The organism is Gordonia sp. NPDC003422, assembly GCF_053588675.1.
In genome coordinates, this window is the sequence record NZ_JBSFQL010000011.1 from 140,899 (window position 1) to 156,934 (window position 16,036).

11 protein-coding genes and 1 pseudogene are annotated in these 16,036 nt (G+C 66.3%); 3 read left to right on the forward strand and 9 right to left on the reverse strand.

Annotated features, from left to right (window positions below):
- Positions 1-399: 399 nt before the first annotated feature.
- From ACWDTF_RS11815 to ACWDTF_RS11835, 5 genes are read right to left on the reverse strand one after another with little or no spacing between them, the layout of a single operon-like run.
- Entirely contained in the window at positions 400-1,197 is a 798-nt protein-coding gene (locus ACWDTF_RS11815; protein WP_240860374.1) for an SDR family oxidoreductase, read from the reverse strand.
- A gap of 9 nt (positions 1,198-1,206) precedes the next feature.
- Positions 1,207-1,956 carry an SAM-dependent methyltransferase gene (locus ACWDTF_RS11820; RefSeq protein ID WP_449754426.1) on the reverse strand — a complete coding sequence of 250 codons (750 nt, stop codon included), beginning with the start codon at positions 1,954-1,956 and terminating at the stop codon, positions 1,207-1,209.
- 10 nt (positions 1,957-1,966) lie between these two features.
- On the reverse strand, positions 1,967-2,263 hold the full coding sequence (locus ACWDTF_RS11825; RefSeq protein ID WP_240860378.1) for a hypothetical protein: 297 nt from the start codon (positions 2,261-2,263) through the stop codon (positions 1,967-1,969).
- A gap of 9 nt (positions 2,264-2,272) precedes the next feature.
- Entirely contained in the window at positions 2,273-4,012 is a 1,740-nt protein-coding gene (locus ACWDTF_RS11830; protein ID WP_449754427.1) for an ABC transporter ATP-binding protein, read from the reverse strand.
- Complete coding sequence (locus ACWDTF_RS11835; protein ID WP_449754428.1) at positions 4,009-6,594, reverse strand: ABC transporter ATP-binding protein/permease; 2,586 nt, start codon at positions 6,592-6,594, stop codon at positions 4,009-4,011. Before ACWDTF_RS11835 ends, ACWDTF_RS11830 begins: the two co-directional genes overlap by 4 nt.
- 179 nt (positions 6,595-6,773) lie before the next feature.
- Here ACWDTF_RS11835 and ACWDTF_RS11840 point away from each other — a divergent pair, with 179 nt between their 5' ends.
- A complete protein-coding gene (locus tag ACWDTF_RS11840; RefSeq protein WP_355279430.1) occupies positions 6,774-7,241 on the forward strand; it encodes a YdeI/OmpD-associated family protein in 468 nt (155 codons plus the stop codon).
- A gap of 156 nt (positions 7,242-7,397) precedes the next feature.
- Here ACWDTF_RS11840 and ACWDTF_RS11845 read toward each other — a convergent pair whose 3' ends face one another.
- From ACWDTF_RS11845 to ACWDTF_RS11860, 4 genes are read right to left on the reverse strand one after another with little or no spacing between them, the layout of a single operon-like run.
- A complete protein-coding gene (locus ACWDTF_RS11845; protein ID WP_449754429.1) occupies positions 7,398-9,062 on the reverse strand; it encodes a dipeptide ABC transporter ATP-binding protein in 1,665 nt (554 codons plus the stop codon).
- Positions 9,059-9,931 (reverse strand): ABC transporter permease, encoded by an 873-nt coding sequence (locus ACWDTF_RS11850; protein WP_449754430.1) that lies wholly within the window; start codon positions 9,929-9,931, stop codon positions 9,059-9,061. Before ACWDTF_RS11850 ends, ACWDTF_RS11845 begins: the two co-directional genes overlap by 4 nt.
- Complete coding sequence (locus ACWDTF_RS11855) at positions 9,928-10,956, reverse strand: ABC transporter permease (protein WP_449754431.1); 1,029 nt, start codon at positions 10,954-10,956, stop codon at positions 9,928-9,930. Before ACWDTF_RS11855 ends, ACWDTF_RS11850 begins: the two co-directional genes overlap by 4 nt.
- A complete protein-coding gene (locus tag ACWDTF_RS11860; RefSeq protein WP_449754432.1) occupies positions 10,953-12,611 on the reverse strand; it encodes an ABC transporter substrate-binding protein in 1,659 nt (552 codons plus the stop codon). Before ACWDTF_RS11860 ends, ACWDTF_RS11855 begins: the two co-directional genes overlap by 4 nt.
- 170 nt (positions 12,612-12,781) lie before the next feature.
- Here ACWDTF_RS11860 and ACWDTF_RS11865 point away from each other — a divergent pair.
- Both ACWDTF_RS11865 and ACWDTF_RS11870 read left to right on the forward strand, forming a co-directional pair.
- Positions 12,782-14,170: pseudogene (locus ACWDTF_RS11865) on the forward strand (LLM class flavin-dependent oxidoreductase).
- A gap of 76 nt (positions 14,171-14,246) precedes the next feature.
- Positions 14,247-15,974, forward strand: coding sequence for a DUF3556 domain-containing protein (locus tag ACWDTF_RS11870; protein WP_240860390.1), 1,728 nt, complete (start codon positions 14,247-14,249; stop codon positions 15,972-15,974).
- Positions 15,975-16,036: the final 62 nt, after the last annotated feature.

Sequence of the window (16,036 nt, forward strand, 5' to 3'; positions counted from 1 at the left end):
CGGCCTCATCGCAGAAACCGCACTTGTCGCCAGAAACCGCAGGTGTGGCCAGAAACCGCTGGTGCGCCACGGGTTTCTGAGCAGACACGCGGTTTCTGAAATCGCGACACGCCGACGACGCGCGTGGGAGGTCGGCGAAGCCGCCGTCGCGGTCAACCCTCACCGAGGTCCACCTCGAGCGCAGACCTCGGACTCCGAACATCGTCGTCGAGCACAGAAAGCGCTCTTTGCCGCCAAGAAACTAGGGGAAGAAAACTCGTCCCCTACTCTTGGAGTCCTCCCCTAGGAATTTCTAGGGGAGGACTGTGAACCCCGGGGAAGAAGTTCTTCCCCTATTTTCAGGGACAGACCACTGCGGCGTTTTCCCAGGTCAGAGCGTCGGTCACCCAACTCTTCGAGTCAGCTCAACGAACGCTGGAACCGCCGCATACCGCGTAGCCAGCGGTCGTAGTCGGTGCCTTTGTGCCGATACATGTCGAGCACCTCGGGGTGCGGCAGGATGAGGAATCGCTCGTCGGCGATGGCCGCCATCACCTCGTCGGCGACGACGTCGGGTGTCAGCACCGCACCTGCGGTCTCGACGGCACGCTGCATAAGCGCCTGATCTGCCTGCACCACAGCGTCTTTGGGTCGCAACAGTGCGGTGTCAACGCCCATCGGGCACAGGCAGCTCACCCGGATTCCGTTATCGCCGTATGTGATGTTGAGCCACTCGGCGAAGCCGACGGCGGCATGCTTGGTGGCCGCGTACGTCGCGTTGCCCAGCTGGGTGAGCAGACCGGCGGCCGACGCAGTGCTGATGAAGTAGCCCTCGCCACGCTCCACCCAGCCGGGCACCAGTCGGCGGGCAGCACGTACGTGGGCCATCAGATTCACATCGAGTGCAAGATCCCAGACCGCGTCCTCGGTGTCGACGCCACCGCCACTGCCGATGCCCGCGTTGGCGAAATAGAGGTCCACCGGACCGAATTCGCTCTCGGCGAGTGCAACCACGGCATCGATGTGCGACGGGTCGGCGGCGTCGCCGGCGAGCGATACCGCGTCGGCGCCCAAGGCGTCAGCGACGGTTGAGGCCGACGCCGCGTCGAGATCAGTGACCACCACCCGCGCACCACGGGCGACGAGGGCACGGGCGATCGCACTCCCGATGCCGCCACCGCCGCCGGTCACGATCGCGACCTTGCCGGCTACCTCCATGACAACTCCTCACTGAGTCACGACCGTCGCAGGTCGCAGTACGTATGCGGTATAGCCGAACTCGTCGCCGTGACGTTCCCACATCGCGATCTCCTCGCGAAACGGTGCCAAGGATTCGGCAGGAACCCCACTTCGCGTCAGGTCGTCGAGCCGGGTCCTCAGCGGTCCGTAGTAGGTCGCCCAATCAGCCTTGGGGAGAACATAAGTCGCGCTCAACGTCCAGCCGGCATCCGCTATCGCGGCGACGTTCTGCGCGGTTGTGCGCATCGCCGGGTAGCCCGCATTCCAGTAATCCCGCACCGCCGCTGCCGGTTCCGAGGTCATCGACTCGGCCTCGGTCACCACGACGACGCCGTCGTCGGCGAGCAGCGGCCGCCACGTTGCCAGTGCGGTGTCGAATCCGATGATGTACGCGGCACCTTCGGACCACAGCAGATCCACCGAACCGGCGGGAATCGGCATCGCGTCCATCGACGCGGCGAGCGTTTTGACCCGCTCGGTGACACCGACTTCCGCGGCCCGACGCTGCACTTCGGCAAGAAAGGGTTCGTGCAGATCGACGGCCGTCACCGTTCCGCCGGTGAGTTGCGCGAGTGGCACCGTGGCGGCACCTGGCCCGCTGCCCACATCGAGAACCGTTGGCTCTTCGGGTAACTCGCCCACCAGTCGCAGCAGCAACGCGGCGGTCTCGACCGAACCGGGCGCCGCCCTGGGCAGGCCGTCGTACACCTGCCAGATCAGCTCGTCCGGATCGCTCATGCCAACTCCCTCACGCCCGCGAGGTCACCGCATACGTCGTCGCGGCAGTCGCACCGGTCACCGCCAACACCGACGGCCACGCGCCGATCTTCTTCGCCAGCGGATGCGACGCCCCAAACGCAGCGAGGTAGGTGGCCAACAGACCGCCGGCGACGGCCGGACTCTGGCGCGCCCATTCGCGGGTGCAGTACGCACCGGCGGCGGCGAGAACGACCCCACCGAGTTCGCGTCGGCCACTGAACCGCGCCGCGCCGTAACCGCCGATCAGACCTGCCACAACCACGGGCACCGTGGGGCTCACACTCATGGGGCCAGGCTACTGCGTCGCGGTGAGCGACCACGATGCGGTCGCACCCTGGTGCTCCCAGAACTGCGCGAATCCTCCACCCGCTTCCCGCAGCTCGTCGGGGTTGCCGTCCTCGACGATCGTCCCGTCCTCGAGGAACACCACCCGATCGGCTCGGCGGATGCCCGCCTGCCGATGCGCGACGATGACGCGGGTCTGCGTCACAGTGTCCGCCGACAGCGCGTCGACGACGGCCCGCTCGTTCTCGTTGTCGAGTGCGCTGGTCGCCTCGTCGATCAGCAGGATCGGCGCCCGCTTCAGCAGTGCGCGCGCAATGCTGACGCGCTGCCGCTCGCCGCCCGACAGCACCGCACCACCCTCACCGACCTGCGACGACAAGCCGTCGGGCAGTCGGACGGTGATCTCGTCGACCCGAGCAAGAGCGGTTGCCGCAGAGACTGCTGCCGGCTCCGCCGTCGGATCGCCGGCCAGGATGTTCTCCTCGATGGTCCCGGAGATGAGATACGGCTGCTGGAACACGACGCTGGTCAAGGTGCGTCGTACCTCCGGATCGAGCGTTGCGGCATCCACACCGTCGATCAGGACACGCCCGGCGTCGGGCTGGTAAAGACCCGCGATCAACCCGAGGATGGTGCTCTTACCCGATCCGGACGGCCCGATGACAGCCGTCGTGGTACCGGGCTCGAGGACCAGGTTCAGGTTGTGCAGCACCGGTTTTGCGTCGCCGGCGTAAGCGAAGGTGACGTTCTCGAACTCGACTCTCGGGGCTCCGGAAGCGACGCGAGTCTGGTCACCGGCGGTGACAAGCGGGCCGTCGAGCACGGTCTTGATGCGACGCAACGTGAGTCGCGTGGTCTCGAGCGCCGGTGCGAGTTCGGCGAGCGAGGTGAACGGCTCGAGGTAGCGCACGGCCACCACGATCAGCGCCACGGCCTCCGCGGTTCCGATCTCGCCGCTGACTGCGAGCCAGGCCGCGGTGCCGGCCAGAACGAATAGTGCCACCTGGGCAACGACGCTGAAAAGCAACTGTCCGGGGATCTGCATGAGGAGTAGCCGGACGGTCGCGCCGTGCTGGCGGGCCAGTGCCTCGCCGGCGAGGCTCCGCTCGTTCTCCACCCGGCGCGACACCCGCAACGCCTGCTGCGTGCGAGCGAATTCGACCACCCGCTCGGTGAGTTGGGTGTTGGCCGCATCCGCGACGTGGTCGGCCCGCTGGCTGAACGCGCCGGCCGCCCACATCGCCCCCAACATCAGGGGCACGCCGATCAGTGCGACGACGCCGAGTTGCCAGGCGACCGGGATCAGCGCGATGGCGATGGCGATGGGCACCAGCAGTGCACCCGACATCGGGACCACCAGATAGACGATCAGACCCACCAGGTCGGGGCCGGTCGCGGCGATTGCCTGTCGTGCGGTGGCGGTGTGGTCGGCGGAGAACCAGGTCAGACGAATACGCGAGAGTCGTTCGGAGACACCATGTTGCGCGCTGTTCAGCAGGGTGAAGCCGAGGTCGTGACCGCATCGCGACGCCGTCGCGTCGACCGCCCACCCGATCACCGTGGCAACGGTGAGAACACCGAGCCAGGTCAACGCCCGATCGTGGTCTTCGTCGATGAGCGCCGAGATCAGCGGCACGAGCACCACGACACCGATGGCGCGCGCGATCACCGACACGACCGTGAGTACGACGAACCGCGCGATGACCGGACGGCTGGTGACCGGTAGCAGGGTCAGGATGGTGCGGATCATTGCTGAGCTCCCATCGTGGCGTCCGCGGAGGTGGTCGGCACTTCGGTGGCGTCCCACAGCGCGCGGTAGCGACCACCCGCCGCCATCAGGTCACCGTGGGTTCCGGTCTCGACGACATGTCCGGCGTCGAGCACCACGATGTTGTCGGCTCCGGTGACGGTGTGCAGCCGGTGCGCGATGACGAGCACGGTGCGTCCGGCCGCGAGGCGGCTGAGTGACTGCTGCACAAGGTATTCCGACTCCGGATCGGCGAACGCGGTGGCTTCGTCGAGGATCAGCACCGGCGCGTCGGCGAGCAGCGCCCGCGCGATGGTGAGACGTTGTCGTTCGCCGCCGGACAGCGCCGCGTCGGGCCCGAGTGGGGTGTCGTATCCCCGGGGCAGACGCAAGATGCGGTCGTGGATGTTGGCGGCGCGGGCAGCCGCCTCGATCTGTTCTGCCGTGGCGTCGGGCTTGGCCAGTGCGATGTTCTCCGCGACGGTCGCCGACACCAGCTGCGTCTGCTGCAACACGAAGCCGAGGTGGCGGTACAGCTCGTCGGGTTCCATCGTGGTGATGTCGCAGCCGTCGACGCTGATGCTGCCCGCGTCCACGTCGTGGAAACGCGCGAGCAACGCGGCCAGCGTCGATTTGCCCGACCCCGACGGCCCCACCAGCGCGGTGACCGTCCCTGGCGCGAGCCGCAACGAGATGTCGTGCAGCACCGGCAGATCGGGTCGGTAGCCGAAGGTCACGGTGTCGAACACGACTTCACCTGGAGTACCGGGGGTCTGGGTCGAGGCGACGTGCGTGGTCAGTTCCTGTTCGTCGAGCACGTTCTGGATGTCGCGCGCCGCGATCATGCCCGCCCGCAGCCCGCCCAGCCCGTAGCCGATGCCGAGGAGCCGGGCGCCGAACGTGGTGCCCAGCAACAGGAACGGCAGCAAGTCGACCGGGTTGATCCAGCCCCAGATGACGAAGAACGTGCCCACCGCGGCGATCAGCCACAGGAAGGTGGTGGGCCGGGTGATGAGATCCATCGTGGTCTTGGCGCGTCCGAACGGTCGTTGCCAGCCCTCGAGGAAGTCGATGTAGTCGTCGAGGTTGCGGCGGAAGCTCGACGCCATCACCCCGCCGAAGACGCGGATCACCGGTTGGGCGTCCAGATACGAGGCGGCTTCGCCGTTCATCCGTTCGATCCATGCCTGCGAGAGCGGAATCTTGGCGCTGGACTGGATCAGCATCCGGTACATCGTGATGACGTAGCCGAGCACCGGCACCAGCAGGAACAGTGCGACACCCCAGTCGACAGTGAACAGGTAGATCAGCACGGCCAGCGGCGCGACCACCGCGGCGACCGCGTCGATGACCGCGTGGGTCACCAAGTAATGCAGCGAGAGGGTGTTGTCCTGGATGAGGGTCTTGATGCTGCCCGAGTTGCGGGCGGTGAACCAGCCCAGTGGCAGCCGCGCGAGTTTGGTCAGCAGTCGTCCACGCAGGTCGCGGGAGAACCGCGCGTCGACTCCGTGCAGCCACAGTTGCAGCGCCGAGTCGAGGAGCGCGAACACGCCCAGCAAGACGACCGCCAGGATCCCGACCGACCACAGCTCGGAGGTGGGTGCGTCGTCGAGCAGGCGCCTGCCGAGTTCGACGAGTAGGAGATACGGGGCGAACCCCAGGATCGTGACGATGGCCTGCAGGATGCCCGCCAGGATGAGGGTCCGTTTGAGCGGGGCGATGAGCCTGCCGGCCGAATTTGCCCGCCACTGGCCGGCCGGTTTGGGCTCGGCCGGTGGTTCCGCCGCCGGTTCGGCGGGCGGTGCTTCCACGGTCTCGACCGCGGTCTCGGCCGCGAGTTCCTCGGGGTCGCGTTCCTTGCCCATGGCCTTGCCCTGCGCCCAGTACGCCTGTGCGTGGGTCTCCGACCGGGGGAAGCCGAAGTCCTTGAGCCGCTTGCGAATGGCCTTGAGCGAATTGGATTCCGGTCCCGCCCAGGCGTACCAGTTGGACCAGTCGCGGGTCTCGATGGCCTCGGCCAGGGCTTCCGGGCTGTCACGATGTACCCAGTGGAACCGGGCGCGCGGGTGGGTGGCCAGCGGAATCTCGTGGTCGGCGGGTCCGTGCTCTTCGAGATACACCTCGACGGGGATGTCGTCGGGCACGATCTCGATGATCGAGTTGATCGCCGGGATCGACGCAGAATCCCCGATCAGCAGGTACCCGTGCGGGCGGTTCTCGGCGGGGATCTCGAACGGGCGCGAACTCATCGACATCATGGACAGTTGGTCGCCGGGGGTTGCGGCTGCCGCCCACTTCGACGCCGGGCCTGCCGGTTCGTGCAGGACGAAGTCGAGCGCGAACTCACCGGTCTCCGGGTTCTGTTCGGAGAAGGTATATGCCCGCTGGAACTCCTTGCCCTCACCGTCGGGGAACCACCCGCGGACGAAGCACGTGGGACCGGGTAGCGCCTCGTCGAACAGGGTGTCGGAGCGGAATCGAAGTCTGATGCAGTGCGAGGTCACCTCACCGATATCGGTCACGGTTGCGACGTGGTCGCGGGCGCCGAACGCCTTCATGACCGCGCCGTTGAACCCTCGACTCATCCGTTCCACCCCTTCGCGTCGGGCCGCCACGTATTTGGCAAGCTCAACTAAGGGTAACCTCACGCCGAAATGATCCGGCACTACCACCATGAAGGGGATCGCTTGCGGCGGCTCGATGACATGAGCCCGCGGATTGGTCACACTCGAGGGACGGACATGCGCGGACCGAGGAGATGATCATGCCGGCGACCGAACAGCTCACCTTGACCACGGTGCTGGAGCCGCGCGGACCCGCCGCGGCCGTGATCCTGACCGACGAGCAAGCAGCGGCGCTGGGAGGTGGATCGAAGGCCTTCCCGGTCACGATCACGATCGCCGGCACGTCGCGCGCCGCGCGTCTGGCCCGGATGGGCGGCGAGAACATGGTCGGCCTGAGCAAGGCCGCACGAACCGAACTCGGTGTCGAGATCGGTGAGAAGGTCGATGTCACAATCACGTTCGACGATGCCCCGCGCGAAGTCGACGTCCCGCCGGCGCTGGCCGAGGCGCTCTCTACCGACCCTGCACTCGGGGCGGCCTTCGATCGGCTCTCCTACACGAAGCGCAAGGAGCACGCGCGGTCAGTGGCCGACGCCAAGAAGGACGAGACCCGTGCGCGTCGTGTAGCCACGGTTGTGGCGAGCCTGACTGCCGACACCGCTCCTTGAGCCGAGGTGCCCGAGGCGCCAGCCGAGCACCTACCGCTCCCTGCCTCGAAGGGCTGGTGAGACGACAATGTCATCTCACCAGGGTCTTCGAGGCTCGCAGGCTCGCACCTCAGCCATCGGGAGGGCCTCACGCAGGCTGCAGCCGGCGGTGGGGCGTCAGGCCACCAGCTCCCCGGCGTCGATCCGCGGCACGGCATCGAGCAGCGAGCGGGTGTACGGGTGGCGCGGGGTCTCGAAGACGGCGTCGGCCGTGCCGTACTCCACCACCTCGCCGTCGCGCATGACGAGGATGTCGTCGCTGACGTGGTGGATGACGCCCAGATCATGCGAGATGAACACGAGCGCGACGCCAGTCTCGGCCTGCAGTCGCGCGAGGAGATCGAGGATGCGGGCCTGGATGGAGACGTCGAGCGCCGACACCGGCTCGTCGCACACGATGACCGACGGCTCGGGTGCGAGCGCACGAGCGATCGCCACGCGCTGCCGCTGACCGCCAGATAACCGGAGCGGGTGGCGTGTACGGAACTCGTCGGACAGGCCGACCTGGTCGAGAAGTTTCGAGACCGCGGCGTCGACGTCGACACCGGGGCCGCGTCCGGCACGCAACGCATCACGCAGGATTCGTTCGACGGTCCAGCGGGGATCGAAGGAAGTCAGCGGGTCCTGGTAGATGACCGAGATCAGGTGCCGCGACGCCCGACGCTGCGCATCGTTCAGTGCGCTCCACGGACGGCCGTTGAGTTCCACACTCCCCTCGTCGGGTGTCGTCAGGCCCAGCACGATGCGAGCCGTGGTGGACTTGCCAGACCCGGATTCGCCGACGATGCCCAGAGTCTTGCCCGGCTCGAGGTCGAAGCTGACGCCGTTGACCGCCGCCTTCTGGGTGCGTGCCTTGCCGGTGAACGTCTTGTGCAGGTCGCGGACCTGCAGCGCGAGCGGCCGATCGTGGGCCGGCGCGGGTGCGGCCGGCAGGGTGTCCCCGCTGGTGAGCAGCGTGCCCTTGGACGCACGCGACGGTACGGCCGCGAGGAGACTTCGCGTGTACTCGTGCGACGGGCGGGTCAAAACATCACGAGTGGGACCATATTCGACGATCTCGCCGTCCCTCAGCACGGCAACACGATCGGCGACCCGCGAGACGACAGCGAGGTCGTGCGAGATGAGGATGATCCCGTTGCCCCGTCCCTTGGCCTCGGCCAGCACGTCCAGAATCTGCGCCTGCACAGTGGCATCGAGCGCGGTGGTCGGTTCGTCGGCGATGAGCAGCTTCGGGTCGCGAGCCAGCGCCGACGCGATGAGCGCGCGTTGTCGTAGGCCGCCGGACAGTTCGTGCGGACGCTGCCGCGCACGCACTCGCGGCTCGGGCACGCCGACGAGGTCGAGGAGTTCCACCACCCGCTCCTCGCGCAGCGCACGGTTCAGCCGACCGGACGTCCGCACTCCATAGTTGCCGAGCGCCTCGTCGATCTCGCTACCGACGGTGCGGAGTTGATCGAGAGACACCAGCGCGTCTTGGAGGACGAAGCCGATCTGCTCACCGCGAAGTCCGCGCCATTGCCGGTCAGTGCGTCCGAGCAGGTTCTGACCGTCGAAAGTCAGCGTCGCAGCATCGATCTCAGCACCTTCGCCGGTCAAGCCGATCAGTGTGCGTGCGGTCACCGACTTCCCAGAGCCGGATTCGCCCACGATGGCCAGGCATTCGCCTGCGGAGACGTCGAAGGAGATGCCCTTGACGATCTCCTTGCCACCGAACGAGATTCGCAGATCCTGCACGTCCACCAGCTTGGGTGCGCGCACGCGTTCTGCAGTGTCGACGCTCATCGTTTGATTCCTTCCAGTCGGCTACCGAGGTAGCGCCCGAAAGTGGTGAAGGCCAGTGCCACCACCACGATTACCAGGCCGGGGAAGATCTCCAACCACCACGCGACGGTGATGTAGGTGCGACCGGCGTCGAGCAGCGCACCCCATTCGGGTGCCGGCGGCGGAACACCGAGTCCGAGGTAGGCGAGGCCCGACGCCCAGATGATGGCCTGTCCGATTCCGAGGGTGACGGTCACGATCATCGGCCGCAGCGCGTTGGGAGCGATGTGCTGGAACAGGATTCGCGACCGCGGGTGGCCGATCGCGGTCGCGGCCTCGACATACGGCGCGTTGCGGACCGCCAACACCTGGCCGCGCACGATGCGCGCATACCCGGGCGCTATGCCGATCCCGATCGCGAACACCAGGGTCGTGGGACCGGGTCCGAAGACCGACACCAGCAGTAGTCCGAGCAGGACGGTCGGGAAGGCGAACATCACCTCGATCCACCGATTGGCCAGTGCGCGGGCGATGCCGCTCGACAGCCCAGCCGCGATACCCAGCAGCACGGCCAGCACCGAGGCGATCGCTACCGCGCCAAGCCCGATCTCGAGCGACTGCCGGGTGCCATAGATGATGCGGCTCAGCAGGTCTCGCCCGGAGAGATCCGTACCGAACGGATGTGCCCACGACGGCGGCGACAACACGGCGTCGAGGTTGATCGCGTACGGATCATAGGGCGCGAGCAGGGCCGGCGCGACGGCCGCCACCACCAGCAGGACCAACACGACGACGGCGGCGGTGACTGTCGACGGTAGCGGCCAGCGCCTCCTCCGGTCGGCTTGGGCCGCGGCCGGGTTTGAACTCGTGCGGGATTCGATGAGTGTCATGGGACCTCGATCCTGGGGTCGATCACGGTGTAGAGCGCGTCCACCACGAGATTCGCGATGACGTAGATGAAGGCGACGAAGACCACGATCCCGCCGACCAGCGGGACGTCGCGCGAGCTCGCCGCCGCCACCAGGGTTTGGCCGATACCGGCACGGGCGAAGACGGTCTCGGCGATCACCGCGCCCGACAGCAGCGCACCCATCGCCCAGCCAGACACCGTGACCGCGGGAAGCACGGAGTGGCGCAGCACATGTCGCGACCGCACGGATAGATCTCCGAGTCCCCGACTGCGAGCCGTCAGCACGAACGGCTGATCCAGCGCGCGGGCGAACTCGTCGCGCGCGATCTGTCCGAGGAAGCCGGACAGTGGGATGGCGAGCGTGAGAACGGGTAACACCAAGCCCCACAGACCCGTTCCACTCTCCACCGGGAACCAGCCCAGATTGATGGCGAACACCACAAGCAGGATGGAGCCGATCCAGTACTGCGGCAGGCCGGCGTTGACGGTCTCGATGAACGATCCCGCGCCTCCCCAGAATCCCCGACGCCCAGCTGTGAGGGTCGTCAGCACGAGCACGATCAGCCACGCGACGACGAGTGCGCTGAAGGTGAGGACGAGTGTGGGGCCGACCTGATCGGCGATGATCGTGGTCACCGACTCCTGCAACTGGTAGGAGGTTCCGAGGTCGCCGTGCAGCAAACCCTGCAGGTAGTGCAGGTACTGCTGCCAGATCGAATCGTCGAATCCGTACTGCGCGTTGATCGGTGCGGTCTCGTCGGGAGTGCGTTCGCGGCTCTGACCGGACGACAGATTGAGCAGCAGTGTGGCGCGATCGCCGGGCGCGAGGACCTGAAGGAAGAAGGTGACGGTCGCCGCCGCCCACAGGACGAAGACCCCCGATCCGATTCTGCCCAGCCAGCGCGTGACCGTCGGCGATGGGCGCCACCGCGCCTCCCCGCCCCTCTTGGCGCCGACGGAAGAGCTTGGTGCTTCCTTCTCGATCGTGCTGTCGGACAACGTCATCGCACAAACCTCGCATCCGCGAACACCGGTTCGCCCTGGGACTTCTCGATCCACACGTCGTGCAGCTTCGGCGCCACCGCGAGCGATGTGGTCTGCGTGTACAGGCCGATGGCAAGCGCCTGGTCGCCGATGATTCGTTGGGCCTGGCGATACAGTTCCTGCTGCTGGGTGGGGTCGGCCGACGAGTTGGCCTGCTCGATCACCTGCTGCAGATGCGGATCGTTGTAGAAGGCGTTGTTGTACGGATTCGGGTTGCCCTCCAGGCGTTGTCGCCAGTTGATGTAGAGCAGACCCGGCGTCGGACTAGTCCAGTAGCCGACGTACGCGTCGTAGGTGTTCGACTTTGCGTACTGCCCGCCGAAGTAGGCGCTCTGCGTCGCGGGCACGAGGGTGAGGTCGAATCCGATCTGCCGTGCCTGGTAGGCGATGTCCTGCAGGATCGCCGCGCCCTCGGGCCCGATGATCGCGTCGGCCGCGTAGACCACCCGAGCGGTCAGACGTTCGGTACCGCGGGTACGGGTGCCGTCTGCGTCGCGTCCGGTCCATCCGGCCTGGTCCAGTAGCGCATTCGCTCGGGCCGGGTCATACGGGTAGGCGCCGGATTGCGGGTCGTAGTTCGGCGTGCTCTGGCTGAGCGCGCCGTTGGCGTTGAACGGCACCACGCCCAAAAAGGCTGTCTTGACGGCTCGTTCGCGGTCGGCGGAGTAGGCGAAGGCCTGCCGGACACGCACGTCGTCGAACGGCTTGTTGGCGACGTTGAGAGTGATCGCGTTCGGCCGACCGGGTGTGACGTACTGGCGAGTCTGGAAGGAGCGCGTTGCGTCCGTCCAGTTGATGGCGGGCACGTTGTAGATCACGTCCGACGATCCGCTGGTGAGCGAGCCGTACCGAAGTACCGGGTCTTTCAGGAACTTCCAGATCACCTTGTCCACGTACGCCGGGCCCTGGTGTCTCGCGTTCGCCGGCGCCGAGTTGTAGTTCGGATTGCGGACAAAGGTGATGCTGCGGTTGCGATCCCAGCGTTCGATGATGAACGGACCGGATCCCACCGGGGCCGAGCAGTTCGCCTTGGTCCCGCGGGCCAGCGCCTTGGCCGACTGAATCCCGAAGTAGCCCTGCGTGATCACCGTGAGCAGCGGGCTGTACGGCTGTTTGAGATGCAACCGATAGGTGTACTTGTCGATCGCCTCGTCGGAGGCAAAGTACTGCCCGATGTAGGAGACGACTGTACCGTTCGGATTGTCGGGGTTGAGGTAGGAGTTGAAGGTGGTCTTGACCGCCGCGGCGTCGACGTCGGTGCCATCGCTGAACCGCACACCCGGCTTCAAGTGGAAGGTGTAGGTCCGCCGGTCCGGTGAGATGTCCCAGCTGTTCGCCAACCACGGCACCACGCGCCCGTCGTCGGCGAGGGAGACCAGGTTGTCGAGGTATTGCCGTGCCAGATAAGCATTCTGGACCCATCCGCCATGGATGCACGGCGGCTCCTGCTCGTGGCCGTACTCGATGACGCCACCCGTCGCGTACTCGCCGGGTGTGGCGGGCACGCCGGTCGATCTGCCGTTGCCGGTTTCGGGCGCGGCGCACGCGGCCAGCAGCGCGCACGCCGACAGCGCCACAGCCAGCAGCGCTCGCGAACGGCGCACAGGGTCAAACACAGGAAACTCCTCGGTGAATGGAATTTGGGGGGAACGGAAATGGCCGGCCACGTCATGGCACAGCCCGACTGGGGACACAGGCTATGCGGGACCGCTCCACCCGGCGCCGCTTGCTGTCATGGTGATCTGAAGTCGACAGGGGCTAGCAGGGGATGCGTAGTCTCGCGGCCATGTCTGATGCCAAGCCGTTGAATCTTGCTGCCTTCGTGATGAATACGACGTCCCACATCCTGCACGGGGCGTGGCGGGCGCCAGAGGCACGACAGACCGACTTCAATTCCCTCACCCATTGGATCGAGCTGGCGAAAACCCTTGAGCAGGCGCGTTTCGACTTCATCTTCTTCGCCGACGTCGTCGGCCTCTACGACGACTACCAGGGCGACTGGAAGAAGTTCGTCGACTCCGGCCTACAGATCCCCAGCAACGATCCGCTGGTCCTCGCGTCGGCCCTGGCGTCGCACACCGAACACCTCGGTATCGCGATCACGAGTTCGATTCTGCAGGAACATCCTTTCGACTTCGCCCGCAAGATCTCGACGCTCGACCACGCCACCGGCGGTCGGGTTGCCTGGAACATCGTGACGAGTCTGTCGAGCAATGCGTGGCGCAACTTCGGCTACGACGGCATCACCGCGCACGACGACCGATACGCGTGGGCCGAGGAGTACGTCGACGTCGTCTACAAACTGTGGGAGGGGTCGTGGGACGACGGCGCGCTCATCCAGGACAAGGAATCGGGTATCCACGCCGACTTCGACCGCGTCCACAAGATCCACCACGTCGGAGCGCACTACCGGGTGGAGGGTCCGCACCTTGTGGCGCCGTCGCCGCAGCGCACGCCGGTCCTGTTCCAGGCCGGGTCCTCCCCTACCGGACGGCGCTTCGCCGCGCGCAACGCCGAGGCGCAGTTCATCGTGTCCCCCAATCCTGCTGCCGCGCAGGCGCTCACCGCCGATACCCGCCGGCTCGCTGCCGAAGCCGGCCGCGATCCGTCGGATATCCAGTTCTTCCAGGGTCTTTCGTTCGTCATCGGCAGCACCGAAGAGGAGGCGAAGCGCAAGGCGCGCGAACTCGACGACTACATCGATCCGAGCACCATCATCGCCCACTCGGCCGGCGGGCTCGGCTTCGATCTCGGGTTCTAAGACCTCGACACCCCCATCGGCGAGATCAAGACGCAAGGCACGCAGAGCACCTTGCTGTGGCTGCGCGAGGCAGTGCCCGATCGCGAGCCCACGGTCCGCGACCTCGCCGAACTCCGCAGCCGTAGCGGCCGCGTGGTCGGGACACCGGAGCAGATCGCCGACCGCCTCGAACAGTGGCGCGACGCCGGCGTGGACGGCATCAACGTCATCAACGCCACCATCCCCGATAGCTACGTCGATTTCGCCGAGCACGTGTTGCCGGTCCTGCGCGACCGCGGGCTCGCCAAGCGCGATTACGAGCCGGGCACTGCCCGCTTCAAGCTCTCCGGGCGCGACCGCCTCCCGGAGTCACACCCCGCGGCACGGTACCGCGGCGCATTCGCCGAGGTGGCCGCGGCGCACGCCGCTCCCTGAGATCGCCGCCCTCAGCCAGGGGCGGGTCAACCGAATCCCCGACCAAGCGATTGCTTGGTTTGTTAGGTTCACTCGGGTGGGATTCCTGAAGCAGAACACTCCGGAGATCGACTTCCCGACGTGGAGCCAGGGGACGCGGGCGGAGAAGATCCGACCGATGGCCCGGCATTGGGCGGAGGTCGGCTTCGGCACGCCGGTGGCGCTGCACCTGTTCTACGTCGGAAAGATCGTCGCGTACATCGTCGTGGGGTGGCTGATCGTGATCAGCACCCCGGGCATCGACGGCATCTTCGACGTCACCGCTTGGTACAACGAGCCAATCGTCTTCCAGAAGGTCGTGCTGTACACGATGCTCTTCGAGGTCGTCGGCCTCGGCTGCGGGTTCGGCCCGCTCAACAACCGCTTCTTCCCGCCACTCGGTTCGATCCTCTACTGGTTGCGGCGCAAGACCATCCGGCAACCACCGTGGCCACACATCCCGCTCACCTCCGGCGACACCCGGCAACCGTTCGACGTGGTGGTCTATGGCGCCCTCCTGGTGATGATCGTGATCGCGCTGTTCAGTCCGGGAACAGGCGCAATCCCCGACCTCGACTCATCCGTCGGGCTACTGCCGGTATGGCAGATCTGGACGATCGTGGCGTTGCTGGCCGTGATCGGACTACGGGACAAGACCGTGTTCCTGGCTGCACGCGGTGAGGTCTACGGCGCGTTCTGTGTGACCTTCCTGTTCGCCGGTGTCGACATGATCATCGGTGCCAAGCTCGTCTTCCTCGTCATCTGGGTTGGTGCCGCGACGTCGAAACTGAACAAGCATTTCCCGTTCGTTATCGCGACGATGATGTCCAACAATCCGATCATGCGATCGCCGGCGATCAAGCGAAAGTTCTTCGAAGACTTCCCCGATGACCTACGACCGGGGCGTCGGGCGCGCTGGATCGCCCACTTCTCTACCGCCATCGAGGGTCTCGTCCCGATCGTGCTGTTCTTCTCCCACGGCGGCTGGGTCACTGCCGTCGCCGCATGCATCATGCTGATCTTCCACTTCGGCATCCTGTCGGCCATCCCGATGGGTGTCCCGCTCGAGTGGAACGTCTTCATGATGTTCGGGGTCGTGACCATCTTTGTCGGTCACGCCGACATCGGGCTCGACGATCTCACCTCGCCGTGGCCGATACTGCTCTTCGCCGCGTGCGCGGGCACCGTCATCGTGGGAAATCTGTTCCCCCGCAAGGTGTCCTTCCTGCCCGGCATGCGCTACTACGCGGGCAACTGGGACACCGGACTGTGGTGCATCAAACCGTCGGCGTCGGCGAAGATCGAGAGCGGGATCGTCGCGATCGCGTCGATGCCGGCCGCCCAGCTCGAACGCTTCTACGGCAGTCCCGAAGCCGCGCAGATCCCGCTGTACATGGGATATGCGTTCCGCGCCTTCAACAGTCATGGGCGCGCGCTGTTCACGCTCGCGCATCGAGCGATGTCCCCCGCCGACGAGACGGGATACGTTCTCACCGATGGTGAGCGGATTTGCAGCACGGCGATGGGCTGGAACTTCGGCGACGGTCATCTCTCCAACGAGCAGCTCATCGAATCATTGCAACGCCGTTGTCATTTCGAACCGGGTGAGGTTCGGATCGTCCTGCTCGACGCGCAACCGATTCACCGACAGACGCAGGAGTACCGCCTCGTCGACGCCGCGACCGGCGAGTTCGAGCGCGGATATGTGAAGGTGGCAGATCTCGTCACCCGTCAGCCGTGGGACGACGAGGTGCCGGTCACGGTCACCTGGAGGCAGGGTCACTGAGCTGGGAAGACCGCGGCCTCGTCGCAGAAACCGCACTTGTTGCCAGGAACCTCAGTTGCGGT